The sequence below is a fragment of the Streptomyces sp. NPDC001508 genome (assembly GCF_040298665.1).
GTDB lineage: Bacteria > Actinomycetota > Actinomycetes > Streptomycetales > Streptomycetaceae > Streptomyces.
Genome location: NZ_JBEPAP010000033.1, coordinates 26,321 through 52,244 on the forward strand (window position 1 = coordinate 26,321; position 25,924 = coordinate 52,244).

Consider the following 25,924-nt stretch of genomic DNA (forward strand, 5'->3'; position numbering starts at 1 on the left):
CTCGACCGGAAGGTTCCGACCGTGACTTTGGAAGTACTGTGCCTCGGCGAGACCATGGCCATGGTCACCCCGGCGGAGCCGAAGCCCCTGGAGGACGCCGGGAGCCTACGGCTGGATGTCGGCGGAGCGGAGTCGACCGTCGCCCTGTACCTCGCCGACCTGGGGCATCGGTCGGCCTGGGCGAGCCGGGTCGGGAACGACCCGTTCGGTCGGCGCATCGTCACATGGCTCACGCGGCACGGCGTGGACGTCGACCATGTGTGCTTCGACGACGAGGCACCGACCGGCGTCTACTTCAAGGACCCCGGTGCCGAGGCCACCCGGGTTCTCTACTACCGCGCCGGTTCAGCCGCGTCCAGGCTGTCCCGCTCCGACCTCGCGGGGCTGCCCGTGGACGAGGTGCCGCTGCTGCACCTCACCGGCATCACGCCCGCGCTCTCACCCACCTGCCTCGACCTGACCGAGGCGGTGCTCAGGCGGGCGGAGCAGGTGTCGTTCGACGTGAACTACCGGCCGGGGCTGTGGCCGGTCGCAAAGGCGGCGCCGGTGCTGCTGGGGCTGGCGCGTCGCGCCGACCTCGTCTTCGTCGGCCTGGACGAGGCGCAGACGCTGTGGGGCACTCGGACGCCGCGCGCGGTACGCGATCTGATCGACGTACCCCGTCTGGTGGTCAAGGACGGTGCGGTCGGTGCGACGGAGTTCGAGGGTGGTCGGGAGGTGTTCGTGCCGGCGCCGCCGGTGGAGGTCGTGGAGCCGGTGGGTGCCGGGGACGCGTTCGCCGCGGGCTATCTGTCGGGGCTGTTGCGGGGTGCCGGTTCCGCGGAACGACTGGGTCGCGGGCACGCGGTGGCTGGGCGCGCGCTCGGCAGTATGGGGGATTTTGTGGCGGGAGGCCCGTTGTGACGAACGAGTGGTTCGACGAGGCCTTCGCAGGCCAGACGCTGATGGGCATCCTGCGCGGCTTCGATCCCGAGGAGACCGTGCGGCTCGCCGAGGTCGCCTGGCAGCTCGGCGTGCGCTGTGTCGAGGTGCCCATCCAGAACGAGCAGGCCCTCGCCGCGCTGCGCGCCACCATCGCCGCGAGCGGTGGCCGGCCGGTGGGTGCCGGTACCGTCACCACGCCGGAGCGCCTGCGTCTCGCCGCCGAGGCGGGGGCGGCGTTCACCGTGGCTCCCGGTCTCGATCCGCTGGTGCTCGCGGCGAGTTCCGACGCCGGGCTCCCCCACCTGCCCGGTGTCGCCACGGCGAGCGAGGTGCAGACGGCGGAGCAGCTGGGTCTGCGCTGGGTCAAGGCCTTCCCGGCGTCGGTGCTCGGCACCGGCTGGTTCGGTGCCATGCGCGGTCCGTTCCCGCAGATGCGGTTCGTGGCCACCGGTGGGATGACGGCCTCCAGCGTCGAACCGTACCTGGCCGCCGGCGCGTCGATCGTTGCGCTCGGCTCGGGCCTGCCCGACCTGCTCCGCTCTCAAGGGAGCGACGGACAGTAGCCGATCGCAGGCAAGGCCCGCGCGTAGATACGCGGGGGCCTTGCCTGGCTGACTCTGCGGTGGGGAGTTCGGTGTTCTCATGCCCGGTCGTACCCGGCTGCATGGGACGGCGGTGGACTCGGACGAGGAAGTGCCCGCAGGGAGGCGTGTACGATGGCCATGCGTTCGTCCAGGCCGACAGTCCTGGGGCGGACCGCGAACTTGGCTCCGAAGAGCCAGGCCGTCCGCGCCTCGGCGGCGGCGGCGTGCGCGAGTTCGGGGGTGAGCAGCGACTCGGGTGCACCGGGCTCGGTCGCCACGGGCAGGTGGCCGTCCGACCAGGGCTCGCCGTAGGCGGTGCCTGTCGCCGCCACACCGGAGAAGACGAGTCCGGCGAGTCGGCCGGCAAAGGCGGCTTGCCGGAGGTGGCGTACGGCTCCTTCTTCGCTGCGTTCCTCAAGGACCGACCTGCCCCAGTTGACGAGGAGGCCGATGCTGTCGTCCCCGGCGGCCTCGATCGCCTGGAGTTCCTGCGGCAGGGTGAGGTAGCCCTTGGCGGGGCGGCGGCCGGGACGCGGGGCGTCGCAGTGCTCGACCAGGAGCCGTGCGCCGGCCCAGTCCCAGGTGGCGAGTTCGGCGAGGGAGCGGGCGAGGGCGGCAGGCTCCGCGGTGCCGGGTGCGGAGTGCACCAGCACGGCGCGCACGGTGCCCGGGCCGTACTGGTGGGCCAGCCGGTGCACGGTGTCGCGCATCTCCCGGTGGACCGCGAGGGCGGCGGCGCGGCCGCAATCGTCGGCGGAGGCAAGTCCGAAGCAGGGGTCCATGCCGGTCGCGGCCACTGTCGCGGGCAGTGCCGTCAGCACGAGGTGCCAGTGTTCGGGCAGCCGGGACGGCATGCGCAGTTCGCCGGGGCCGTGCCTGAGGGGAGTGAAGGGGACTTCGAGGCCGCCGATGCCGGGGATGTCGGCCAGACGTCGGTAGAACTCTCTTTTGTCGTCGGTTCCTTCAGGTTCGGCGGGGTACGCCCCGAGGACGTACCCCGGTATCCGGTCCCCGGTGGTGCGGCGCCTGGTCACAGGAAGCGCTCGCGCAGGTCGGGCCGGAGCCATGCCGCCGGGGAGGAGATTCCGAGGCCGCCGTCGACGGGCACGACCGCGCCGGTGACGAATCCGGCACCGGGCGAGGCGAGGAAGGCGACCACGGAGGCGACTTCCTCGGGCGTCCCGACACGGCGCAGCGGGTAGCCCTCGGTGACCTGGGGCAGGTCCGCGTTGCCGATCATGCCGGGCGCCACGGCGTTGACCCGTACTCCGGTCGGCCCGTACTCCAGGGCGAGTTGCTTCACCAGTCCTTCCAGCCCGGCCTTGGCAGCCGTATAGCCGGGCAGGCCGGGAGCCATGCGGCTCGCGTTGACCGAGCTGACCGCCACGATGGAGGAGCCGTTGCCCAGGTGGGGCAGGGCCGCGCGGCTGACGAAGAAGGCGCTGTCGAGCGTGGCGGCGAAAACAGAGCGCCACTGATCATCGCGGGTGTGCACGGCGGACGCCGTGGGGATGACGGCCGCAGCGAGAACGAGCACGTCGAGGCGGCCGAGGGCCGCCAAGGCCGAGGTCACGGCGGTCTCCGCGCCCGCGGGAGTCGAGCAGTCGGCCACCAGGTGAGCGGTGAAGCACTCGTCCTCGGCGTGCTCCAAGGAGACTCCGATGACGCGGGCCCCGCGGTGGGCGAGGGCCCGGGCGATCGCCCTGCCGATCGGACTGCCGGCCCCGATGATCAGGGCGCCTTCGCTGTCCAGGGTTTCCACGGTTTCCATCGAACCTCGTCTGTCGCAGTTGTTGTGGGGTGAGTGTGATGTTCAGTGCCACGCGGCCCGCAGAGCGGGGAGGCCGGGCACGTCGACGTCGACGGCGAAGAGACGACCGGACCAGGGCTCATCCGCGACTCGTGCGGTGGTGATGACGAGTCGTCGGTCCACAAGCGCGCAGGCCGTGGGCCTTGAGCAGGGCAGGAGAACGCGGTCGAGTTCCGCGCCGTCCGGGGACAGCCGCACGACGGTGCCGCCGTCCCACATCGCGACCCACACACAGCCCGCCGCGTCCACGGTGATGCCGTCGGGGGTGCCGCTGATCTCGACTGTGCTCAGCGGCTCGTCGGCCTCGGCCGTTCGTCCCTCTCCGTCCCGGCGGAGCCGGTGAATCAGCTTGCGGCCGCTGTCCACCACGTAGAGGGTGGCCGCGTCCGGACTCCATCCCATGCCGTTGGCCGCCAGCAGGCCGTCCATCAGGGTCTCGACCTGCGGGTCCGGTGAACCGGTGATGCGGTGCATCCGGCCCCAGGGCTCCAACGGCCGGGGCACCGGGATCGACCCGACCCACAACCCGCCGTCGGGACCCACCACGCCATCGCTCAGGCGGACGCGGGTGTGGTCCGGCTCGACCTCGACGACAGGTCGAGGGGCCTGCCCCTCGGTCCAGGCGAGCACGGTGCCTTCATTGCAGAGGAGCCAGTCGGTGTCCCGGCCGCCGGGTGCACCACGGCGTACCGCACATGCCAGGTTTCCGGTGACCTCGGTCAGCAGGCGGGGGTGCCGAAGAGTGTCGGCCAAAGGGGCTTCCGGTGCCGTGTCGGCACACCAGAGTCGTCCGGCGGACAGGTCGACCCAGCTGAGCGTTTTGGTTGCCGCGTCGTAGCGCGGGCACTCGCCCAGTGCGGCCTCGGGGGCCTGCATCATGATCGGAGTGTGCATGGTCCGTCCTGCTTCAGCCGCTGTTCTCGGCGAGGTGCGCGGGGTGCGGGTGTCGGCCCGTCGGCGTCGGGGTGTAGCCGAGGGCCACGGAGATCTCGTCGGCGGCCTCGATGACACGCAGGCTGAGATCCCGCTGCCGGTTGGGCAGGTCGATCGCGGACAGTGGCCCGTTCACCGACAGCGCGGCCACCACCTCGCCGGTACGACCGCGGATCGGGGCGGCCAAACAGGCCCTGCCGAAGGCGAGTTCCTCGATCTCGGTGGCGTAGCTGCGGTTGCGAATCTCGGTCAGGGCGGCGGCCATGTGGTCGAGCCGGGTGATGGTGTGCGGTGTGAACGGGGTCGCGAGGGCATCCTCGAAGTACGCGCGCACGTAGTCCACGGGCCGGCCGGAGAGGACCGCTTTCCCCAGGCCGGTGGCGTGCAGCGGGGCGGAACGGCCGGCCATGGTGAAGGACTTGGGCGAGCCGGCGCCTTCGAAGTTGCACAGGTAGAACAGCTTGGTGCCGTTGAGTTCAGCGAGGTTCACTCCGAGGTTGGTGCTCTGAGCCAGGTTCTGGGCGATCTGACGACCAGCCCGGTGCACCAGCGAGCTGTTGAGGGCGACCGCCCCCAGCACGACCGTGGTGGGGCCGAGTCGGTAGAGGCCGGTCCGTGGACTTAGGACCACATATCCCTGCCGGTCGAGGGTGGCCATCATGCGGGACACCGTCGACTGTCCCAGGCCGGTGGCGGCGCACAGTTCGGAGGTCCGCAGTTCGCTGTGCTCACCGGAGAAGCAGGCCAGCAGCTTCATCGCCCGTTCGATGGCCTGGGTTCCGGTGCCTGATTCGGCGGCCACGTAATCTCTCCTTCGTATGGCGGCAAACGGTTCGCTTCCGCACGGGCGGGCGGCCCGCTCCGTGGAGGGGGCCGGCCAGGTCGCTCGCTGCTCTGGGCGGGGTCGGCTACTTCTGGTCGAGCTTTTGCTGCACCTTGTCCCGGAGGTCGTTCAGGCCACGCTGGACACCCACCTGTCCGGCGAGGATGCTCGCGACGCCTTCGCCGATGGTCGAGTCGATCAGGGCAGCGGTCGCCAGCTTGTCCCACGCGGCCGCGCGCGACTTCTCGGAGATGTGGGTGCGGAACGCGGTCTGGAAGGCATCGCCGGCCAGCCCAGGGATCCGGGAGGCCACCTTCTTGTCGGCGGGCGCCGTCGCCGACTGCTTGTACAGAGCGGTCTCGGCGCTGACATCGGTGGCGACGTAGCGGATGAAGTCCTTGCTGGTGGTCTCGCCCTTGCCGGAGCTACAGAACATCCCGTTGCCCCACCATCTGTTGTAGGAAGGCTTGCCGCCGACGTGCGGCCGCTCCAGGGCCGTGATGTGGGCCTTGAGTTCGGCGGACCCGCCGTTGGTGTTGAGGAAGGTGTTGGCGAGCGGGGCGTCGTCGTAGATGGCCGCCTGGCCGCGGGCGAACAGGATGCGGGCATCGGTGCGGGCGACGCCGGCCTTGATCAGGCCCTGGTCCTGCAACTGCTTGTACCAGTTCATGGCGGCGACACTCTCGGCGTCGCCGATGGTGCACTTCAGGTCGGTGGTGACCACCGGGCTGCCCCAGGCCCACATCCAGTGGACGGCGTCCTTGAGGTCGGGATTCTTGGTGACGGCGGCATACGGGATGATCTTCGGGTCGTTCTTCTTGATCGCTTCGAGGGCGGTGGCGAAGTCGTCGGTGGAGATCCCCGGGCGCAGCCTGAACTGCGACGCCAGGCGCCCGTCCGCAACGAGTCCGATGCCGGCCGATACCGTGGGGACCACGTACAGCCTGCCGTCCACCCGGAAAGAATCCAGAACGTCGCGCGGCAGGTCCATCCCGCTCGTGACGTCGGAGACGTCGGCGAGGATCCCGGTGGGGACCAGCTGCTGCCACGGCCCTTGGCCGACGCCGAGGAAGGTGCCGGACTTGGCCGCCAGCACAAGCTGGGTCGCGGCCTGGTCGTACGGGTAGACGACCGGCTTGATCTTGTGTCCGGACTTGGCCTCCCACCCGCTGATGACCGTTTCCCAGGCACCCTTCTGGGCTTCCTCCCCCAGCACGCTGCTGTACAGGTTGATCTTGTCGGCCTCCGTTGCGGTCCCGCTGTTCCCGGAGGACGGGGAGGTGGTGGAGCAGCCGGCGGCGGAGAGTGCGCCCAGGGCGCCGAGGACCCCCATGCCGGCGAGGAAGCCCCGCCGCGACGGCGCGGGGTTGGGGCGAAGGTTGTCGTTCATGGCAACTCCACTGGGAGACGGTGTGAGCGTGCGGGAAAGATCAGCCCTTCACCGCACCGGCGGCGATGCCGGCGACGAAGAAGCGCTGAAGCAGGATGAAGATCACCGCCAGCGGGACGGACGTGATCACGGACGACGCCATCAGCGCGGGCCAGTCGGCGCTGCCCTCATGGATGAAGGCCGAGGCGAGTCCGGCGGGCAGCGTCTGCTTGGCGGGTCCGGCCAGCGTCAGGGCGAACAGCAGGTCGCTCCAGCCGCGCATGAACGCGAACATGCCCGCGGTGACGAGGCCGGGGCCGATCAGGGGAAGGATGATGCGGAAGAAGACGGCGAGGTTGGAGAGCCCGTCCGCCTTCCCCGCCTCGATGATCTCGTCCGGCAGGGCGTCGATGACACCCTTCAGCAGGAAGACCGTGAGCGGCAGAGTGAACGTGGTGAAAGCAATGATCATCGCGAGGTAGGTGTAGAGGATGCCCGCCGAGCTGAACATCAGGTAGAGCGACACGAGCAGGAGCGCGCCGGGGATCAGTTGCCCCACCAGGAACATGACCATGATCATGTTGCGGCCGCGGTACCGGAACTTCGACAGCGAGTAGGCCATGAGGCTGGAGGCCGCCACGGACACCAGCGCGGTGCCGGTCGAGACGATCGCCGAGTTGACCAGGTTGTGCAACAGGTCGGCGTTGGAGAAGAACGCGGTGAAATGCTCCAGTGTGGGATGCGTGGGAAACAGCGGGCGGTTCTGGGCGAACACGTCGTCACGTTTCATGAACGCCGTGGCCACCAGCCAGTACACCGGCAGCAGTCCGAACAGGCACAGAGCGCCCAGGCCGAGCTTGCCCCCGATGCTCAAGGGCGGCCGCACGATGTTCTCGCCCACGTCCCTGGGACGGCGGGAAGGGATCATGATCGGGACTCCAGCTTGCGGTTGAGGAGGAAGTAGCCGGCGCAGACCACCGAGAGGGCCACCAGCCACAGAACGCCCATGGCGGCCGCCTTGCCCAGCTCGAACGACGAGAAGGCGTACTGGTAGAGGCTCAAGGCGAGGGTCATCGTGGAGGTGCCGGGGCCGCCGCCGGTCATGACGAAGATGGTGTCGAAACTGCCGAAGTTGTAGATGAACTCCAGCATGCTCACGAGCGCGACGGGCCCGACGATGTGGGGGAACAGGACGTAGCGGAACCGCTGGAGGCGCGACGCGCCGTCGAGGCACGCGGCCTCCAACTGCTCCGCGGGAAGGGTCTGGAGAACCGCGAGTGCCACCACCATCACCCACGGGAACGCGTTCCATGTCTTGGCCACGACCACTGCGATCATCGCGGTGCCGGGCCGGCCCAGGAAGTTGACCTGCGGCAGACCCACGAGCTCGAAGAGATGGTCGAGAACGCCGTAGCTGTCGTTGAAGATCCACGCCCACAGGAAGGAGACGACCACTCCCGGCAGCAGCCACGGCAGCATCAGCAGACCGCGCAGCACGTTGCGCCCACGGACGCGGCCGTTGAGCAACATGGCAAGTGTGACGCCCACCAGGACGGGACCGGCGGTCGCCAGCACGGAGTAGACCAGTGTGGTGCCGAGGCGGCTGAGGAAGTCGGGCCAGATCGCGCTGTAGTTGTCCAGGCCCACGTAGGACCGGTCGGACCGCAGCAGCGACTGGTCGAACAAACTCGTCCACACGCTGGCCACCAGCGGGTAGATGGCGACCACCGCGAAGAGCGTGACGGCCGGCAGCGCCAGCATGAAACCGAAGGTCCTGTCACGCGCACCGAGTGCGCCTCTCTTCGCGGGGGCGGCCCTCTCGGGCCTGACCCGTCGAACCGTTGCTGTGCTCATGAGCCCTCCTGCATGTGCGTTGCCTGACCGTATCGCACAAGTTAATTCTAGAAAATGGATGCGCCATGAGTATTTTGAAGCAACCTGTCACGTACGAGGGGGCTGCGGCCCGGAACATCCCCTTGCGATCACGCCCGCAGCCAGCGAGAGCTCTCGACAGACGAAGCCCCGCAACCGTCGGCGACTGCAGAGCACCGATCACAGGTACTCCCAGAGTCGGCCGAACCGACGGACGACGCGGGGCGGGCTGACATCGACGGGACTTCCGACTGCGGTGTCCCGACCGACCACCCGGGGCATTACGCCCAGTTGCACACTCCGGTCGGCGCCGGCTTGACCGTATGATCCCGGACCGCTCCAGGCAAGGCGTGCGACCTGCGGCCTGCCCGTCACCGATCACCGCCGGCCTCTGTCACCACGATCACCACAGGGCACCCCACAGGAGCCCGGGCACACCCTCTCCGGCCGGGCGCCGCACGGCGTCACACCCCCGACAGCCGCCGATCCTCAAGGCCGACCCACAGCGTTCTCCTGCAAGGCTATTGCTTGTTGAGGATCAGATAACCATCATGTGGCTACTCGATCTATGAAGGAGCCGCCCGTGGTGACACGACCGGGTAAGAAATCCGTCGTACGGCCAGCCCTCTCCATCGCCGCTCTCCTGCTGTCGCTCGTGGCCTTCTCGCCCACCCAGGCGGCCACGGCGGTGACGGCTACCCCCGTCCTTCCCGCCGACGCCGCCGCCGGCTACGGCTCGACGCCTGCGTACGCCGACGAGTTCGACGGCACGGCCCTGGACACGAACGCCTGGTACCACCGGATCACCGGCCCCTACACCGGCGGGTACATGACCGCCGACTCGGTCACCGAGTCGAACGGCGCCCTGCATCTCAACTTCGCCCAGCGTGACGTGACGGGCGACGGGAACGCCGACTACGTCTCGGGCGGTGTCATCTCCAAGCAGCGCTTCGGCTACGGGTACTACGAAACCCGCGCGAAGCTGTACACCGGCACCTCTCCGCTGCACACGTCGTTCTGGAGCATGGGCCTGCGCCGCGACATCGGCGGCGCCGGCGGCGACCCCGCCATCAACCAGGACATCACCGATGGCAAGTCGCCCGAGAACAACCAGCTCTTCGAGATCGACGGCTTCGAGGCCGACTCACCGGACGGGCTGGACATGGGCAACGCCGTCCAGTCACAGGGCACCGTCCGCCAGCGCATGGGTGCGAAGAACGCCGCCCAGCTCGGCATCGACTTCGCCGACTGGAACGTGTACGGCTACGAGTACACGCCGGCCACGACCAAGTTCTACATCAACGGCCAGCTGAAGCTGACCATCGACAACGCCGCCACCAACTACCAGTTCAACCCCATGAACCTGTGGCTGACCGCGTTGCCGTACTACCCCAGCGGCACCGTGGTCCCGGGCTCCAGCGACTTCGACTACTTCCGCTACTGGAACAAGCCGATCGCCGGTGCCAACCTCCTCGGCAACGGCAGCTTCGACGCACTCCCGACCTCCAACCCGGGCTCTCAGATCGTCCCAGGCTGGCTGGAGAGCTACGACACCTCCGCGAGTTCCATCGCGAGCGACCAGGTGGTCAACGGCACCAGGTCGCTGCGTCAGGGCTCCTCGTCGAGCTACACGGTCAGCACCAAGCAGAACCTGACCGACATCCCCAACGGCACGTACACCCTGACCGCCAAGGTGCAGAGTTCCGGCGGCCAGTCCCAGGCGGTCGTCCGGGTCCTCAACCACGGCGGGTCCGAACTGAGCGTCCCCGTCCCGGCCACCTCGACATGGACCGACATCACGATCCCGAACGTCAACGTCACCAACCACGCGGCGACCGTTGCCATCACGTCGGTCGGCTCGGCCGGACAGTGGCTGCGCGCCGATGCCGTGAGCTTCTCGCACAACTAGGGCGCACACGGAACGACACGCTCGACCGTCCGGTCGCCGCCCGAGGCGGCCGGACGGCCCCGGACCAAGGAAGCACCCGACAGCATGGCCAAGATCGTTGAAGCCACCGCCTACCTGGCCGACATCGAAGTGGAGACGCTGCGGACGGACGCCGTCCAGTCCTTTCTCAAGCAGGAGACCGTTTTCGTCGACCTGGTGACCGACGACGGCGGCACCGGCACCGGCTACTCGTACACCATCGGCACCGGCGGGCGGTCCGTCCTCGCCATGCTCCGTGAGCACCTGCTCCCCCGGTTGATCGGCGCCGACGCCTCCAGGACCGAGCGGATCTGGTACGACCTGTACGCCTCCACGCGCGCCACCACCGTCGGCGCGGTTACCTCCCTGGCACTCGCCGCGGCCGACACCGCCCTGTGGGACCTGCGGTGCAAGCACGCGGGCGAACCGCTGTGGCGGCTGGCCGGCGGGTTCCGGCGCGAGGTGCCGCTGTACGACACCGAGGGCGGCTGGCTGCACCTGTCGACGGACGAGTTGGTCCGCGGGGCCCTCGCGTCCCGGGCCGCCGGCTGGCGCGGGGTGAAGCTCAAGGTCGGCAAGGAGTTGCTGCACCAGGACGTCGAGCGGCTGCGCGCGGTCCGTGAAGCGGTCGGGCCGGGCCTGGACATCATGGTCGACGCCAACCAGTCGATGACGTACGCCGAGGCGAAGCGGCGCGCCGCCGCCTTTGAGCCGCTGGGCCTCGCCTGGTTCGAGGAGCCGCTGCCCGCGGACGACGTGGCCGGCCATGTCGAACTCGCCCGGTCGACCTCGATCCCCGTCGCCGTCGGCGAATCCCTCTACTCCGCCGGGCAGTTCCGCGACTATCTGCACCGCGGCGCGGCGAACATCGTCCAGGTCGACGTCGCCCGGGTCGGCGGGATCACCCCGTGGTTGAAGGTCGCGCACCTCGCGGAGACCTTCAACGTCGACGTGTGTCCGCACTTCCTGATGGAACTGCACGTCAGCCTGGTGGCCGCCGTACCCAACGGCCGCTACGTCGAACACATCCCGCAGCTGCGCGCGGTCACCCACGGCCGGCTGGAGATCGAGAACGGCGACGCGCTGGCCCCCGAGATCCCCGGTCTCGGCATCGTCTGGAACACCGACGCGATCGACGACCGCCGGAAGGCATGAACCGGTCCCGGTCCGTCGGTCCACAAGTCCCATCACACGAGGGAAGGCTGTGAGTCACCCGTGCGTAGATACGGCATGGTCATCAACGTCCGGGCGGAGAAGCTGGAGGAGTACCGGCTTCTGCACGCCGACCCGTGGCCCGGCGTCCTGGAGACGCTGCGGGCACACGGCGTTGCGAACTACTCGATCTTCGAGCACGCCGGACTGCTCTTCTCCTATTTCGAGTACCACGGCGCCGACTTCGACGCCGACATGGCGGCGGTGGCCGACGATCCGGTGACCCAGGCGTGGTGGAAGCTCACCGACCCGTGCCAGGTCCGGCTTTCCACAGCGCGCCCGGGCGAGTGGTGGGCACAGATGGAGCCCGTGTTCCTCATGGAGTGAGCAGCCGTCTGTCTGCTGCCCCTCCCGAACTTCCGACCGGCGCCCGCACCCGGTGGCGCGCTGGGAGACCTCGTCTCCCCTACCTGAGAGGTACCTCATGAAGCTCCTGCGCATCGGCCATACCGGCGAGGAGGCCCCGTCCGTCCTCGACGACGAGGGCCGGACCTACTCCCTGGCCGGACTGACGGCCGACATCGACGGTCCGTTCCTCGCCGCCGGTGGCCTCGATGACGTCCGGGATGCCTTGGCCGAGGGGCGACTGTCCGAGTTCGACGCCACGGGACTGCGCATCGGCGCTCCCGTCGCGCGGCCCGGCAAGATCGTGTGCGTCGGCCTGAACTACCGTGATCACGCCGCGGAGACCGGTGCCGCCATCCCTGACCGGCCGGTGGTGTTCATGAAGGACCCGGCGACCGTTGTCGGCCCCTACGACCAGGTGCTGATTCCGCGCCGGTCCGCGCGGACGGACTGGGAGGTTGAGCTGGCCGTCGTCATCGGCCGTACCGCCCGCTACCTCGACGGGCCAGCCGACGCTGCGGCGTGCATCGCGGGCTACACGATCAGTCATGACGTGTCCGAGCGCGAGTTCCAGCTCGACTTCTCGCCCCAGTGGGACCTCGGCAAGTCCTGCGAGACCTTCAACCCCATGGGTCCGTGGCTGGTCCCGACCGCGGAGGTCGCCGACCCACAGGCGCTCCGGCTCCAACTGTCCGTCAACGGCGAGGTGCGCCAGGACGGCGACACCAAGGACATGATCTTCGAGGTGTCCTACCTGATCTGGTACCTCAGCCAGTACCTGGTGCTCAACCCCGGCGACGTCATCAACACCGGCACTCCCGCCGGCGTCGCCCTCGGGCTGCCCGGCAAGCCGTTCCTCCGCGCGGGTGACACGGTCGAGCTGTCCATCGACGGCCTCGGCAGCCAGCGCCAGACCTTCGCGGACGCGTGAGGGACACCGCGCGGATCACCGCGCTCGACACCTACGACATCCGCTTCCCCACCTCGCGTGAGCTGGACGGCTCCGACGCGATGAACCCCGACCCGGACTACTCCGCCGCCTACGTGATACTGCGCACCTCGGACACCTCCCACGAGGGCCACGGGTTCACCTTCACCATCGGCCGCGGCAACGACGTCCAGGTCGCCGCCATGGACACTCTGCGCGCGCACGTGGTCGGGCGGTCCGTCACCGAGTTGTGCGCCGACCCCGCCTCGCTCTCCCGCGACCTGGTCGGCGACAGCCAACTGCGCTGGCTCGGCCCCGAGAAGGGCGTGATGCACATGGCCATCGGTGCGGTGCTCAACGCCGTGTGGGACCTCGCCGCCAAGCGCGCAGGCAAGCCGCTGTGGCAGTTCCTCGCCGACGCCGAGCCCGAGTGGCTGGTGTCGCAGATCGACTTTCGGTACATTTCCGACGCCCTGACGCCCGAGCGGGCGCTGGAACTGCTGCGCCGCGGCAAGGTAGGGGCCGCCGAGCGGGCAGCTCGTCTGCGTCGCCGTGGGTACCCCGCCTACACCACTTCGCCCGGCTGGCTCGGCTACTCCGACGAGAAGCTCACCCGTCTGGCACAGCAGGCCGTCGACGACGGTTTCACACAGATCAAGCTGAAGGTCGGTGCCTCTCTGCAGGATGACATCCGCCGCTGCCGCACCGCCCGGGCCGCGATCGGCCCCGACACCCGGATGGCCATCGACGCCAATCAGCGTTGGGATGTCGCCGAAGCGATCGTCTGGACCAACGCGCTGGCCGAGTTCGCCCCGTACTGGATCGAGGAGCCCACCAGCCCGGACGACATCCTCGGACACGCGGCGATCCGCCGCGGCGTTGGCCCGGTCAAGGTCGCCACCGGCGAGCACGTGCAGAACCGCATCGTCTTCAAACAGCTGCTGCAGGCGGATGCCGTCGATGTCGTCCAGATCGACGCTGCCCGGGTCGGCGGTGTCAACGAGAACCTCGCCATCCTGGTGCTCGCCGCGGCCCACGACGTGCCGGTGTGTCCGCACGCCGGTGGCGTCGGGCTGTGCGAACTCGTCCAGCACCTGTCGATGTTCGACTACGTCGCGCTCTCCGGCACCGCCGAGGACCGGGTCATCGAGTTCGTCGACCATCTCCATCAGCACTTCCTCGACCCGGCCACGATCGACGGCGGGCATTACCGCGCGCCTTCCGCCCCAGGGTTCTCCGCCACCATGCGCCAGTCCTCCATCGACATCTACCGCTACCCGGACGGCGAGTTCTGGAAGGCCGACCTGTCCGCGAACCATCTGAAGGGCCACGCATGACCCGTGAACTCGACAACCTCAAGGCCCTGGTGACGGGCGGTGCCTCCGGCATCGGTCTGGCCACCGCCACGCTGCTCGGCGAGCAAGGTGCCCATGTCGCCGTCCTGGACCTGGACCCGAGCACGGTGAAAGCGCCGATCACCGGGTTCACCGCCGACGTCGGTGACGCCGCCTCGGTGCGGCGCGCCGTCGCGGACGCGGCCGATGCGCTCGGCGGGATCGACATCCTGGTCAACAACGCCGGCATCGGCGCGGCCGGCACCGTCGCCGACAACCCCGACGAACAGTGGCACCGCGTCCTGGACGTCAACGTCGTCGGCATCGTCCGCACCACCCGGGCCGCCCTCCCCCACCTGCGCGCGTCCCAGAACGCCTCGATCGTCAACACCTGCTCCATCGCCGCCACCGCCGGGCTTCCGCAACGTGCCCTCTACTCCGCCAGTAAAGGCGCCGTACTGTCGCTGACCCTCGCCATGGCCGCCGACCACGTCCACGAAGGCATCCGCGTCAACTGCGTCAACCCCGGCACTGTCGACACCCCCTGGGTCGGCCGACTCCTCGACGCCGCCGAGGACCCGGCCGCCGAACGCGCTGCCCTGAACGGACGTCAGCCCACCGGCCGGCTGGTCCTGGCCGAGGAGGTCGCCGCGATCGCCTACCTGGCCTCCCCCTCCGCCGCCGGCACCACGGGCACCGCGCTCGCCGTGGACGGCGGCATGGCCGGCCTCCGCGTTCGACCGGCGGCACAGATATGACGCACCGTCATATCTCTCTGGGTCGCAGTGCGGTACGGATCAGCGAGCTGGCGTTCGGCGCGGCCGGGATCGGGAACCTGTTCGCCGCAGTGTCCGATGCCGAGGCCGAGCGGGCGGTGGCCGCCGCCTGGGAGTCGGGCATCCGGTACTTCGACACCGCGCCCCACTACGGCCTCGGACTGTCCGAGCGGCGGCTCGGCGCCGCACTGCGCGGCCGGCCGAGGCAGGAGTACACCCTCTCGACGAAGGTGGGCCGACTCCTTGAACCACTGGGCCGGACGGACGGAACGGACCTCCCCAACGGTTTCGCCGTACCGGCCACCCACCGGCGGGTGTGGGACTTCACCGCCGACGGTGTGCGCCGGTCCGTCGAGGCCAGTGTCGAACGGCTCGGCATCGATCGCATCGACATCGTCTATCTGCACGACCCGGACGACCATCTCGACATAGCGATCGACCAGGCCTGTCCAGCTCTGGAGGAACTGCGCGCGCAGGGGGTGGTCGGTGCTGTCGGTGTCGGGATGAACCAGTCCGCTGCGCTGGCCCGGTTCGTCCGCGACACCGACGTCGACGCCGTCCTGCTGGCCGGCCGCTACACCCTTCTGGACCAGCGCGGCCTGGACGACCTGCTGCCGCTCGCCGAGCAGCGCGGCGTCAGCGTCGTGATCGGCGGCGTCTTCAACTCCGGGCTGCTCGCAGACCCGAAGCCCGGCGCCACCTTCGACTACGCCGCCGCGCCGACGGAGGTGCTGGCGCGCGCCCTCGATCTCAAGGCGCTCTGCCGTCGGCACGACGTGCCGCTGCGTGCCGCTGCGCTGCGGTTCCCCTTCGGGCATCCGGCCGTGGCGGGCGTGCTCGTCGGTGCCCGCAACGCCGCCGAGGTGCGGGACGCCGCCGCGATGTTCGGCCGCCCCGTGCCCGACGCGCTGTGGGAGGACCTGCGGGAGGCAGGGTTGCTCACACCAGACATCCCGGTCCCGGTATCCCAGCTAGGACGCAACCATGACTGACCGTCGGATCATCGACGCGCACCATCACCTGTGGGACCTCCTTGTCCGGCCGCAGCCCTGGATCACGGGGCCGGCCCTGGAACCCCTCAACCGCTCGTTCTCGCTCACCGACCTGGAGGCACCGGCGCGGACCGCCGGTGTGGACGCCACCGTGGTGGTGCAGACGGTGTGCGTGCCCGACGAGACCCGTGAGCTGCTGTCGCTCGCGGCGGAGCACAGCCTCGTCGCCGGCGTCGTCGGCTGGGTCGACCTGACGGCGCCCGACATCGCCGACCGGCTCGCCCGGCTGCGGGAACTCCCCGGCGGCGACCGCCTGGTGGGCATCCGGCACCAGGTCCAAGAGGAGAGCGACCCCGCCTGGCTGCTGCGTGCCGACGTACGACGCGGCCTGACCGCTGTCGCCGCCGCCGGGCTCGTCTACGACCTGGTCGTCACACCGCACCAGCTGCCCGCAGCGGTCGCCGTGTGCGCCGGGCTCACCGGTGTGACGTTCGTCCTCGACCACCTCGGCAAGCCGCCGATCGCGTCCGGCCGGATCGAGCCCTGGGCCTCGGACCTCCGCCTCCTCTCGGCGCTGCCCAACACCGTGTGCAAGCTGTCCGGGCTCCTGACCGAGGCAGTCCCCGGGGCATGGCGGATCGACGATCTGCGGCCCTGGGTCGACCTGGCGCTCGAGGCCTTCACCCCTCAGCGTCTGCTCTTCGGTTCGGACTGGCCGGTGTCGACCCTGGAGGCCGACTACGCCGAGGTCGTACGCGTGACCGATCAGCTCACCGCCGGGCTCGGTCCGCACGAGCGGGATGCCCTGTTCCGGGGGAACGCAGAGCGCGTCTACCGCCTGCACACCTGCTGACGTCGACGTTGTGAGGTCGCGGGGCCCCGACCGGGGCCTCGCGATCTGTTGCCCCTGACGCCGCCGACAACAATGCCACCTCATGTGTCATGTTGTTCCCGCCGCCGGCGGTCCGGCTTGTGTCGGCGTCGGTGAGGATGGCGCGGCCGGAAATCTGCGGTGTACGGCGTGGAGTTGGGGTGCGTGGCCGTGGGTGAACGCGCGCAAAAACGTGCCGAGCGTGGAGGGGGGCACAGATCCGGCCGAGCAGGGCCGGCATCGCATGTGCCGCAGGATGTCCAGGTCGTCGATGCTGTCCGCACGCGCGACCATCCCGGCCACGATGCTGGTGATCTCGGCGTCCGCTGCGGCGCCCGCGCTGTTCCTCGTCCCGCCTCGGCTTCACCTTGTCCACGACCAGACGGGCAAGCCCGCACCGCGCAGCACTCCGCGGAGGCCGTAGCGCGGATCACCAACCCGGCCGCGGTGCCCACAGGTGTCTTGCTGGACGCGTTGGCGGCATCTCCAAGCCGAGGTCATCCAGCCGGCAGAGCGTCGTCAGATCAGCAGGGCAGAAAGTAGCGTCACGCACGTCGTGCGAGGTCTTCCAGAAGAGCGGTGTGGGAACTTTCGTCCTCGGAAGACCTCGACCTCTACCCCCGGCACCGACGCGCCAGACCGGTCTACGCGGTCACATGCGAAGAGCCGATGAATGTCGTCCGGATGCTCGCGTCCCGGGCGCAACCGGCGGTCTTCTGGGGAACGTTGATCGTCGGTGGCGTGTGGCTTCTCAGGCGCGGTCGTGGAGGGTGGCTTGGTAGCCGTCGGGGTCGGCGAAGGTGAATGTCCGGCCGAAGGGGCCGTCGAACGGTGCGGAGACGATGGTGTGACCGTCGGCGACGAGAGCATCGTGGATGGCCTGGACGTCGGTGGCGTGGAGCCAGATCGCGGCTCCGATGCCGGGCTGGGCAACGGATGCGAGATCAGTGCCGGGAACCACGTCGCGGAGTGCGAACGCGATCGGCTTCGTCTCGAAGACGACGGCGTGCGGAGGTCCGGCCTGCGAGCGGACGAGGCCGAGGTACTGCTCGTAGAACGCCTGCGAAGCGTCGAGGTCGCGCACTTGGAGCGAGATGAAGTCGGGGCCGGTGGCGGGCATGATGATGCTCCTTCTCTTCGTGTCAGATTCCTGACACGGACCAACGTATGTCAGACTTCTGACATGAGTCAAAACGGTGCCGGCGTCGACCTGGACAAATCACTGGGCTACCTGCTGAAAGAGGCTTCGAGCGCCCTGCGCGCAGCCATGGAGGAAGTGCTGCGGCCACTCGGGATGAGCGTGACGCACTACTCCTGCCTCGAACTGCTGGCTCAACGGCCGGGCTTGTCGAACTCCGAGCTCGCGCGTGGCGCGTTCGTGACACGGCAGACGATGAACGTGCTGCTCCAGACCCTGGAACGAGAGGGCTATGTGACCAGGCCCGCGGAGGCGCCCGTCGGGAAGGTTCTTCCCGCACGGCTCACGCCTCGCGGCCGACGGAGCCTGGAGAAGGCGTCTGTAGCGGTCCGGTCCGTCGAGGTCAGAATGCTGGCCGGCATGACCGAGACCGAGCAGTCAGGCGCGTTCCGGATCCTGCAGAGCATGATTCGTTCCCTGCGCGACGGCAACGGCGGCGCATAGCCCGTTGCTCGGCGCACGAGCCCGATCGTGTCGGTGAGGATGCCTCGTTTCCGGCCGGCGATCTTCTTCGCGGCATCCGTTCCCTGGCTGATCAGGGGGCCTTGGTGGAGGTCTTCACGCTCTGGGTGTCGATGACGGAGGCGGTCGGTTCGAGTTTGCGCCCCTCCTTCATGCGAGCCAGTCCCGTCAGGTCGTAGTCGAGTTGGGCGAGGGCTCCTTCGTCACGCCAGGCGGCGCAGTGGGCGTAGACGGTGCCGTGGTTCGGGAAGTCGCATGGAAGCAAATGAGACGGACAGTCGCGCGCAGGGTCCCCAGGAGGACACTCCCGTGTGCGGCTGTGCACCTCGGTCGGCGGCGGCTCCGGCTGCGGCCTGTCGGCTGCTTATGCTGGGGCCGTGACACCGAGGGCGGGGCAGGAGACAGAGCAGCGGGCGGATGCGGTGCGCAATCGCGCCCGGATCCTTCGGATCGCCCGCGAGCAACTGGCTGCCGGTGACAGATCACTGCAGCTGAACGCCATCGCCCGGCTTGCCGGGGTGGGGGTCGGGACGGTCTACCGGCACTTCCCCAACCGTCATGCGCTGGTCGAGGCGCTCTCGGAGGAACGCTTTCGGGAACTGATCGCAGAGGCGCAGGCGGCGGTCGCCGCCGAAGACCCGCTCGCGGGCCTGCGCCGTCTGCTGCGCTTCGCGCTTGACCGCATGCTCGACGACCCGGACTTCGCGGCCGTGCTGGAGTCTGCGGGCGACGTCAGGTCGCAGGCCTCGGGCATGGGGGCCGAACTCGACCAGGCGGTCACCGGCCTGCTGGACCGCGCCCGTCTGACCGGCGCGATCAGAAACGATGTCGACGCCGAGGACGTACGCCGCTTGCTGTGTGGTGTGCAACATGCGGTGCGCTCCGGGGGCGGTGCACACCGGGACCTCTACCTGGGCGTTCCGCTGGAGAGTCTGCGCCCGCCGCGCTGCGGAACCGTCGGGCGGCTGGCTACCGCGCCTTTGTCGTGCTCCAAGGCGGACAACTCGGCCGCCGGCATCCGAGTGTTCTCGCGAAACACCCGCCGCCCCGCGGTCAGCCCGCCCCTCGCGGATACCTGATACCACCGGCCTACCGCGCCAACCACCGCCGGCCAGCCACGACATCACGCCAACAGACTCAGTGGCGGGCCCACCGGCGCAGGACATCAGGCGTCCGCGATCCAGCTGCCGTGGAATCCCAGCGGTACCCGGCCGGGCAGGTGAATCAGGGCCAGCGGGTGACCGCCGAAGTCCTGGGCCGAGAGGATCACCAGGTCGGTCGCGCCGCGGTCGGGATCGTTCACATACGACAGAACGTAACCGTCGTCCTCGTCCCGCGCCCCGCGCCGTGGCACGAACACCGGCTCGCTGACCGCCGCTCCCCCGGGGAAACGGTGCAGCTGCCTGCTGCCGCGCAGCATGTCGTGCTTCATCAGGCAGTTGGTGAACTTCTCGTCCGGCGGCACGCCGTCGACGGTCTCGTACGCGCGCCACATCTCGGCGGCGCTCGCGGTGTAGGCGTAGCGGTGCCGGCGTGAGACCAGGGATTCATTGATGCGGGGGAACTCCTGCGGACGGTCGTCCAGCCGGCTGCCGCGGACCCGGCCCGCGCGCGGATCGATCGTCCAGCGGTCGAGCGTCGGGGCGCCGGTCGCGGAGGGTCCGCCCATACCGCGGCCGGCGGCGTAGAACGGCGCGGGGAACCCGGTGTACTCCAGCACGACCGTGTCACCCTGGTCGTAGGCGTTGAGGGTGTGCGAGTAGTACACCGGGGCGATCTCGAACCAGCGTGTGATGCCACCGGTGCGCGGCAACAGCCCGATGCGCATGGGGTGTTCGTCGTTCCACACATACGGCACTATCGCGCCCGCCTCCGCGGCGGCACCGTCGAAGGTGATCGGCACGTCCACGATCACCACGTACGTCCCGGTGAGCGCGAAGTCGTGCATCATCGGCGCGTCCGCGACGGGAATCCGTGTGGCCCGCGCCACCCTGCCGGCCCCGTCGATCATGATGTGCCGCACATGGTCCCAGGCGGGGTAGTACGCGATCGCGTGCAGTTCGTCGGCCGCCGCGTCGTACTTGGTGTGCGCGGTGAAGGCGCCCTGGAGAGTGGAGCGGAAGTCGTACGGGCGCAGGGTGTTGAGTTCGCCGTCCAGTTCGTACGGCAGCGGCCCGCCTTCCTGCAGCGCCAGGACGCGGCCCTTGTACGGGATCACATGCGTGTTGCACGCGAAGTCGTCCGGTGGTGCCTGACCCGGGTACGTGTCCCCCAGCTTCGCCGTCACCTGCGAGGACCGCACCCAGCGGTTGCGATACCATTCCGCGCGCCCGCCGCGCAGCCGGACCCCGTGCACCATTCCGTCGCCGAGCATCCAGTGGTGGGCACGGACATCCTCAAGGCCCAGCGCATTCGGGCCGTTACGCAGGTAACGGCCGTCCAGGTCACGCGGAATACGCCCGCTCACCCTGAGATCAAAGGCGGTCAACTCCTCGGTGACCGGCGCGAACGCCCCTTCCAGGAACGGAGTCGCCCCGGTCATGCCGCTCCTTTCGGCCACACCACTCGCCTGCGCCGCAGCCGTGAAGAAGCCAGGCCCGAGACCGCTTCCAACCACACTGCCCGCTGCCGCAACCGCGGCCCCCTTGAGAAGTCTCCGCCGTGTGTGACTGGCCATCATACTTTCCCGCCCCCTTATCGGTGCCCGGCTCCGTCGGCCGGACTCAAGGTGACGGGAGCAACCCTCCTCCTCGCTCGCCCGCGAAGCAGTCGGCCCAGGCCCCGAATCGGCGGTGACGCTGGCACCACCCCCCAGGCTCCAATGTCGTCTCAAGCCGCTTGAGGAAACACTTCCACGCCGGCTGCCTTCGTCGTTCGAGGATCTTCCCTTCACGGCCCCTGGCTGCGTCGGCACAGCCGACGGCGGTGTCGGCGCAGATCATGCCGCAGATGTCGAAGACCGAGCTATAACCGGCGATCCGGCGCGACCACCGCGACGGAATGTCGATGCGGGAGTCGAGCGCAAGCATGGTGTGACGTGGCGGACCGTCCGTAAGGCAGTGACCTCGGTCTGACCGGTGCTTGAGAACGGGAGTCGTGCCGGTTCGCAGGAGCAGACCATCATCCAGAACCACATCAGGTGCCTGCGGACGCCGAGGGTTTCCAGCAGCGCCGTGGTGGTGCGTGCGCCCCGTTCAGCGATCTCGTCGATGGTCGTGGCGCCCGCAGGGGTCGCGGCCACGCACACGGCCAGGATCGAGGCCAGTGAGTACCAGCGGCCCGCCGCAACCGCGGGTCGGGCACCGCCGCCAGGTAGGGGCGCAGGTCAGTGACGCCGTCGAGTCGAGCGGACCCAGCATCGCAAGGATCGCGGGGATCATGGACGATGGAACACAGGGCACGGGATACCTTCGCGGTCAACGGGTTTGGACGCCACAATGAGCACGAAGCTCGCGCCTGTTCCGCTACGCGCCCCAAGCGGTCGCGACTACACGGTCCACCCCACCCGGGAACTGAGGCACGCCCCGCATCGAAGCCGACCCGATTCCAGGGGCCCGAGTGCGATGAGTTTCGTTATGTCGCCTCGTCTAGATCCACAACGCGCCGTCAACCGCACGCTAGGAGAGCATCATGACCGCTATCTACACCTGGGACGTCTTTGCCACCCTCGACGGCTACGGCTCCTACGGCCCCGACGGCGACTGGGGCGGCTACTGGAGCAAACAAGGACCTGAGTTTCTTGACAACCGCCTTGCCGTGATCAGCGAAGAGCAGCGGATGGTGCTGGGAGCCAACACCTTCCGGCAGTTCGCAAAGCTGCTGGGCCCGATCCCGGTGGCCGACCTCGACCCGGTGAACTCTCGGATGCGCAGCATGCCGACAACAGTGGTGTCGACGACGCTTGCAGGACCCGGCGCATGGCCGGACGCGACCGTCGCAGCCGGCGATGCCGTCGACGTCGTCGCCCGGCTCAAGAAGGAGTCCGCGGTGCCGTTGCGCTCGCACGGCAGCCTGTCGATGAACCGGGCGTTGATGGCCGCCGGGCTGGTCGACCGCGTCCAGGTGACGATCTTCCCGGTGGTCAGCGGTCAGACTGGGACCTACCCGATCTTCGCGGGCGCGGCCGACTTCGACCTTGAGTTGATCGAGAGCCGGACGTTCGACCGCCGCACCCAGGAGCTCATCTACCAACCCACCCTGCACCGCTGAGCACCTCCTCCTTGCACCACACCATGCACAACTCGCCCTTCGCGACGCACCCCGACGAGCCCTCCCGATCCCGGGAAGACGGCGGCGAGCAGGTGGCGGATCTCCGGGACGGTCGACGTGATCGGATCGCGGCTGCGGGCGAGGTGGTGCGTGCCGCGGGCCGATCGGGGGCCTCGTCGGCGGCGCGGGCGGTCGGGAAGGCCAGGGCGAGCACGGCGAGGGTGATGTGCCGGTGCCATGAGGTCCGGTGCGGACCTGGTGGTGGCCTAGGCCGGCCCGGCGAGGGGATGCCTTCACGTCTCGGCGCGGCGGAACTTACGGTTTGTGGGTTACCCACAGCAGTTCCGCCGGCCAGCGGTGTGCCCAGTCGGGTGGGTCGGTTTCGTTGTAGCCGTTGGGTGTTCCGAGTTCGGGCCGCGGCTCGATGAGGTCGTCGATGATGAGACCCGCGCCGCGCAGGACCTTGACCCAGTCGCCGTAGGTGAGCTGATAGCTGGTCGCGCCGTCGTCCTCGGCGATGGTGTTCAGCCCGAAGTAGTCCTTCTGCAGCGTCGTGGTCACGCGGCTGGCGGCTTCGTCGTAGCAAGCTTCGAACCATGGGCTGGCGACGTTGAACACCAGGCGCCCGCCTCGGCCCAAGACGCGTGCGGCCTGCGGGACGGCCAGGTGCGGGGGCGCCCAGCTGAGCCCACCGAAGTCGCAGAACACCAGGTCGAAGCTGTCGGCGGCGAAGGGGAGTTGTTCGGCGGCGCCTTGCACCAGCGGGTAGCAGGCCGCTCCCATCGCGCGGGCCGCTGCGGCGAGTTGGGCTTCGGACAGGTCGAGCCCGACCACGGTGGCGCCCTCGGCGGCGAGCGCCCTGGACCACTGGCCGGCGCCGCAGCCGAGTTCGAGGACGCGCTTGCCGGTGACGTCGCCCAGGGCGTGCAGGTGCGTGTCGGGGATGGAGTACATGCCCCACAGCCGGGGTGCGGCGCCGATCTGCGGGTCGTGCTCGTGCTGGTAGGCGCTGCTGATCCGGTTCCAGAGCCGCCGGTTGGCGGGGATGCTGTCCACGTGCCGACTCCAGCACTGCCTGCCGGGGGCGGTCAACACGATCAGGGCACTGCCCGGCCCTCACCGCGGTCCGGCCCTGGCTCGGCCCATGATCCGCCGGACGAGCCCTAGGGCGTGGCTCTTGGCGGCCTGGAAGCACTCCTCGGGGCTCCTGCGGACACCGGCGACGGGGACGAGTTCGGCCAGGGGCACTTCGGTGGGTGACCGGCGCAGGTGGACGGCGAGTTCGCCGGTGGTGTGGTTGCGGCGGATGAGCGGGTGGTGGTGTCTGCCGGTGCCGATGTGGATCCGGGCCCGGTCGTAGTGGCGCGGGCCCTTCGCGCGGTTGCCTGCGCCGTGCCGCTGCCAGGCGGTGGCGGGCAGACGGCCGGCGACAGGGTCGGCGCCAAGGTGGTACGGCCGTGGTCGATCCGTGCCCGTGTCGAGCAGGCGACGGGCATCACGTAACCGGTCCCGCGTGCCTCCAGGGCGGCACGAAGCTGCGGGTCCTGTCCGTAGGCTTCGTCGCCGGTCACCCACGGTGCCTGCGCCCCGGCGTCCAGCGCGGCGGCGATCATCTCCCGGGTCAGGCGGAGTTTGGTCCGCAACCGCGCCTCATCGGGTGTCCCCGCCGCGGGCCGGCGCTCGGCGTCGGCGCACCCGGAGTGCCCGGGCAGGCAGAGCCTGCGGCCGATCAGCGTCCGGCCCCGGCCGCTGGCACAGGCGAGAAGGACCCCGGCCTGGGAGTTCTCGATGCGGCCCGCGGTGCCGGTGTACTGGCGCTGGACGCCCGCCGGAGTCAGGCCCTTCTTCACGAAGCCGGTCTCGTCCACCCTCAGCACACCGGAGTCGGTGCCGAGGTGTTCGACGGCGTAGGCACGGATGTCGTCGCGGACAGCGTCGGCGTCCCAGCGGGCGTAGCGCAGCAGGCGCTGCATCGGCCCCGGCCGGGCCGGGCCGGCCTGTTCGGCCAGTTGCCGGCAGTTCTTCCGCTCGGCACGCGACAGCAGCCCGAGCAGACAGGAGCGGTTCACTCGCCCGGGGTTCAACTCGGCCGAAACGTCCCGCGATCCGGGCCATGGCCTGCTCGAACATCGCCCGCCGGCGGGCGGGGCCCGCGCTATGGCCGGCGGCACCGCACGATCATCGTTTGTCCACTGCCACGCACAGTAATGAACCATGCACCGTAAATGAAGTATGCGTAAGCCCGCAGCGCTTTTTGTCGGGTGCGAGGTAGCCTCGGTGCCGCGTCGGCTGCGGCGCACAGCGGACCGTGCGTCTCACCACCGGAGGGCATGCCAATGGAACTGCGTCACCTACGGTACTTCGTCACTGTCGCCGAGGAATTGAACTTCACTTCGGCCGCCAAAGTACTGCACATATCACAGCCTCCGCTGAGTCAGCAGATCTCCCAGCTCGAGAACGAGTTGGGAGTCGTTCTTTTCGAGCGGACATCTCGCCGGGTCGCCGTGACCCAAGCCGGTCAGGTCCTGCTCAACGAAGCGCGCAGAATCCTGGCGAACGTGCAGCAATTCCAGCAGATCGCCACCGGTGTACACGGAAAGGAACTGGGAGCACCACTACGCCTTGCCAGTGTGTCCTCAGGGTTCTCGGAACTACTTCCGGCAATTATTCCAGCCTTCCGTGATCTGTATCCCAATGTCATCCTCTTTCTGTCCTCGAGCGACCCGGCGGACCAGGTCAAGCATCTCCTCGACGGCACTCTCGACATAGGTATTCTCCGTACGGACGGCAGTTCCATTCAGGGCCTCGACCTCATCACCATCGAGACGCAGGAGTTCATCGCTGTTGTGCCCGAGGGCCACCGGCTCAGCACGTTGCAACGCGTCCCCGTCGGCGCGCTGTCTCATGAGGAACTGATCATCCTGCCGCGGCGTCTCAGTCCGAACTACGTGGACGCGCTCGTCGCGGCCTGCCGGGCGGCCGGCTTCAGCCCGCGCATCACCCACCAACCCGAGGACGACCAAGTGCTTCTGGGATTGGTGGCATGCGGTCTTGGCATCGGGTTGGTGCCCGAATGTGTCAGCCCGCTGCGTCTGCCCGGCACGCGGTACCTGCCGCTCGAACCGCCGGCTCCCACGACGACCCTGTGCCTCGCTCAGAGCGCGAACCGCCCCTCGGCCTTCTTCGGCCCGCTCGCCGACCTGGCGGCCACCGCCACCGCTCGGATGCGTGCGGGGATCAATTCGCCCTAGCTATGGCACCGGTCAGGACAGATATTGGACATCATCTCCTAACCTCCCGTTTCATCTTCGTGCATGGTCGAGGCGCCACTTCAGGCAACCTCAGGGGAGGAAGA

Annotated in this window: 25 protein-coding genes and 1 pseudogene; 14 read left to right on the forward strand and 12 right to left on the reverse strand. The window is 69.1% G+C overall.

Annotated elements, in window-relative coordinates:
• Positions 1 to 21 precede the first annotated feature (21 nt).
• On the forward strand, positions 22 to 903 hold the full coding sequence (locus ABT245_RS26500; RefSeq protein WP_351737688.1) for a sugar kinase: 882 nt from the start codon (positions 22 to 24) through the stop codon (positions 901 to 903).
• Positions 900 to 1,487, forward strand: a complete 588-nt coding sequence (locus tag ABT245_RS26505) for a bifunctional 4-hydroxy-2-oxoglutarate aldolase/2-dehydro-3-deoxy-phosphogluconate aldolase (protein WP_351737690.1) — start codon at positions 900 to 902, stop codon at positions 1,485 to 1,487. Before ABT245_RS26500 ends, ABT245_RS26505 begins: the two co-directional genes overlap by 4 nt.
• A 77-nt stretch (positions 1,488 to 1,564) precedes the next feature.
• Here the strand turns inward: ABT245_RS26505 and ABT245_RS26510 are convergent, their stop codons facing one another.
• The 7 genes from ABT245_RS26510 to ABT245_RS26540 form a co-directional block, all read right to left on the reverse strand.
• Positions 1,565 to 2,542: a DUF4862 family protein gene (locus ABT245_RS26510; RefSeq protein WP_351737692.1), complete on the reverse strand. Its 978-nt coding sequence runs from the start codon at positions 2,540 to 2,542 to the stop codon at positions 1,565 to 1,567.
• Positions 2,539 to 3,279 carry an SDR family NAD(P)-dependent oxidoreductase gene (locus ABT245_RS26515; protein ID WP_351737694.1) on the reverse strand — a complete coding sequence of 247 codons (741 nt, stop codon included), beginning with the start codon at positions 3,277 to 3,279 and terminating at the stop codon, positions 2,539 to 2,541. Before ABT245_RS26515 ends, ABT245_RS26510 begins: the two co-directional genes overlap by 4 nt.
• A 42-nt stretch (positions 3,280 to 3,321) precedes the next feature.
• Positions 3,322 to 4,212 (reverse strand): SMP-30/gluconolactonase/LRE family protein, encoded by an 891-nt coding sequence (locus ABT245_RS26520; protein ID WP_351737696.1) that lies wholly within the window; start codon positions 4,210 to 4,212, stop codon positions 3,322 to 3,324.
• A gap of 13 nt (positions 4,213 to 4,225) precedes the next feature.
• The gene (locus ABT245_RS26525) at positions 4,226 to 5,053 is read right to left on the reverse strand and encodes an IclR family transcriptional regulator (RefSeq protein ID WP_351737698.1); all 828 of its coding nucleotides are present in this window, start codon (positions 5,051 to 5,053) and stop codon (positions 4,226 to 4,228) included.
• Positions 5,054 to 5,159: 106 nt separating this feature from the next.
• Complete coding sequence (locus ABT245_RS26530; RefSeq protein WP_351737700.1) at positions 5,160 to 6,464, reverse strand: ABC transporter substrate-binding protein; 1,305 nt, start codon at positions 6,462 to 6,464, stop codon at positions 5,160 to 5,162.
• A 40-nt stretch (positions 6,465 to 6,504) separates the two neighbouring features.
• On the reverse strand, positions 6,505 to 7,371 hold the full coding sequence (locus tag ABT245_RS26535) for a carbohydrate ABC transporter permease (RefSeq protein ID WP_351737702.1): 867 nt from the start codon (positions 7,369 to 7,371) through the stop codon (positions 6,505 to 6,507).
• Positions 7,368 to 8,204, reverse strand: coding sequence for a carbohydrate ABC transporter permease (locus ABT245_RS26540; RefSeq protein WP_351737704.1), 837 nt, complete (start codon positions 8,202 to 8,204; stop codon positions 7,368 to 7,370). Before ABT245_RS26540 ends, ABT245_RS26535 begins: the two co-directional genes overlap by 4 nt.
• Positions 8,205 to 8,898: 694 nt before the next feature.
• Between ABT245_RS26540 and ABT245_RS26545 the strand changes: the two genes are divergently transcribed.
• From ABT245_RS26545 to ABT245_RS26580, 8 genes are all read left to right on the forward strand, one after another.
• Positions 8,899 to 10,224, forward strand: a complete 1,326-nt coding sequence (locus ABT245_RS26545) for a glycoside hydrolase family 16 protein (protein WP_351737706.1) — start codon at positions 8,899 to 8,901, stop codon at positions 10,222 to 10,224.
• Between the two features lie 84 nt (positions 10,225 to 10,308).
• Positions 10,309 to 11,397, forward strand: a complete 1,089-nt coding sequence (locus tag ABT245_RS26550) for a mandelate racemase/muconate lactonizing enzyme family protein (protein WP_351737708.1) — start codon at positions 10,309 to 10,311, stop codon at positions 11,395 to 11,397.
• A gap of 75 nt (positions 11,398 to 11,472) precedes the next feature.
• Positions 11,473 to 11,781 carry an L-rhamnose mutarotase gene (locus ABT245_RS26555; protein ID WP_351737710.1) on the forward strand — a complete coding sequence of 103 codons (309 nt, stop codon included), beginning with the start codon at positions 11,473 to 11,475 and terminating at the stop codon, positions 11,779 to 11,781.
• 97 nt (positions 11,782 to 11,878) lie between these two features.
• On the forward strand, positions 11,879 to 12,730 hold the full coding sequence (locus ABT245_RS26560; protein WP_351737712.1) for a fumarylacetoacetate hydrolase family protein: 852 nt from the start codon (positions 11,879 to 11,881) through the stop codon (positions 12,728 to 12,730).
• Positions 12,727 to 14,064, forward strand: a complete 1,338-nt coding sequence (locus tag ABT245_RS26565) for an enolase C-terminal domain-like protein (protein ID WP_351737714.1) — start codon at positions 12,727 to 12,729, stop codon at positions 14,062 to 14,064. Before ABT245_RS26560 ends, ABT245_RS26565 begins: the two co-directional genes overlap by 4 nt.
• Positions 14,061 to 14,819 carry an SDR family NAD(P)-dependent oxidoreductase gene (locus ABT245_RS26570; protein ID WP_351737716.1) on the forward strand — a complete coding sequence of 253 codons (759 nt, stop codon included), beginning with the start codon at positions 14,061 to 14,063 and terminating at the stop codon, positions 14,817 to 14,819. The genes ABT245_RS26565 and ABT245_RS26570 overlap by 4 nt, the downstream gene beginning before the upstream one ends.
• Positions 14,816 to 15,829 (forward strand): aldo/keto reductase, encoded by a 1,014-nt coding sequence (locus ABT245_RS26575; RefSeq protein ID WP_351737718.1) that lies wholly within the window; start codon positions 14,816 to 14,818, stop codon positions 15,827 to 15,829. The genes ABT245_RS26570 and ABT245_RS26575 overlap by 4 nt, the downstream gene beginning before the upstream one ends.
• Complete coding sequence (locus tag ABT245_RS26580; protein WP_351737720.1) at positions 15,822 to 16,682, forward strand: amidohydrolase family protein; 861 nt, start codon at positions 15,822 to 15,824, stop codon at positions 16,680 to 16,682. Before ABT245_RS26575 ends, ABT245_RS26580 begins: the two co-directional genes overlap by 8 nt.
• A 769-nt stretch (positions 16,683 to 17,451) precedes the next feature.
• Here the strand turns inward: ABT245_RS26580 and ABT245_RS26590 are convergent.
• On the reverse strand, positions 17,452 to 17,820 hold the full coding sequence (locus ABT245_RS26590) for a VOC family protein (RefSeq protein ID WP_351737722.1): 369 nt from the start codon (positions 17,818 to 17,820) through the stop codon (positions 17,452 to 17,454).
• Positions 17,821 to 17,883: 63 nt separating this feature from the next.
• Between ABT245_RS26590 and ABT245_RS26595 the strand changes: the two genes are divergently transcribed.
• Positions 17,884 to 18,342, forward strand: coding sequence for a MarR family winged helix-turn-helix transcriptional regulator (locus ABT245_RS26595; protein WP_351737724.1), 459 nt, complete (start codon positions 17,884 to 17,886; stop codon positions 18,340 to 18,342).
• A gap of 2 nt (positions 18,343 to 18,344) precedes the next feature.
• Here the strand turns inward: ABT245_RS26595 and ABT245_RS26600 are convergent.
• A pseudogene (locus ABT245_RS26600) lies at positions 18,345 to 18,634 on the reverse strand (IS5/IS1182 family transposase); the annotation flags it as partial.
• Positions 18,635 to 18,671: 37 nt separating this feature from the next.
• Here ABT245_RS26600 and ABT245_RS26605 point away from each other — a divergent pair.
• Complete coding sequence (locus ABT245_RS26605) at positions 18,672 to 19,439, forward strand: TetR/AcrR family transcriptional regulator (RefSeq protein WP_351737726.1); 768 nt, start codon at positions 18,672 to 18,674, stop codon at positions 19,437 to 19,439.
• A gap of 86 nt (positions 19,440 to 19,525) precedes the next feature.
• Here the strand turns inward: ABT245_RS26605 and ABT245_RS26610 are convergent, their stop codons facing one another.
• Positions 19,526 to 21,037, reverse strand: coding sequence for a carotenoid oxygenase family protein (locus ABT245_RS26610; protein ID WP_351737728.1), 1,512 nt, complete (start codon positions 21,035 to 21,037; stop codon positions 19,526 to 19,528).
• A 953-nt stretch (positions 21,038 to 21,990) separates the two neighbouring features.
• Between ABT245_RS26610 and ABT245_RS26615 the strand changes: the two genes are divergently transcribed.
• Entirely contained in the window at positions 21,991 to 22,569 is a 579-nt protein-coding gene (locus ABT245_RS26615; protein WP_351737730.1) for a dihydrofolate reductase family protein, read from the forward strand.
• A gap of 315 nt (positions 22,570 to 22,884) precedes the next feature.
• Here ABT245_RS26615 and ABT245_RS26620 read toward each other — a convergent pair whose 3' ends face one another.
• Together ABT245_RS26620 and ABT245_RS26625 are read right to left on the reverse strand one after the other, a co-directional pair.
• On the reverse strand, positions 22,885 to 23,625 hold the full coding sequence (locus ABT245_RS26620) for a class I SAM-dependent methyltransferase (RefSeq protein ID WP_351737732.1): 741 nt from the start codon (positions 23,623 to 23,625) through the stop codon (positions 22,885 to 22,887).
• A 107-nt stretch (positions 23,626 to 23,732) separates the two neighbouring features.
• The gene (locus ABT245_RS26625; RefSeq protein WP_502982195.1) at positions 23,733 to 24,638 is read right to left on the reverse strand and encodes an IS701 family transposase; all 906 of its coding nucleotides are present in this window, start codon (positions 24,636 to 24,638) and stop codon (positions 23,733 to 23,735) included.
• A gap of 267 nt (positions 24,639 to 24,905) precedes the next feature.
• On the opposite strand from ABT245_RS26625, the gene ABT245_RS26630 reads away from it, so the two are divergent.
• Positions 24,906 to 25,820 carry a LysR substrate-binding domain-containing protein gene (locus ABT245_RS26630; protein WP_351737736.1) on the forward strand — a complete coding sequence of 305 codons (915 nt, stop codon included), beginning with the start codon at positions 24,906 to 24,908 and terminating at the stop codon, positions 25,818 to 25,820.
• Positions 25,821 to 25,924: the final 104 nt, after the last annotated feature.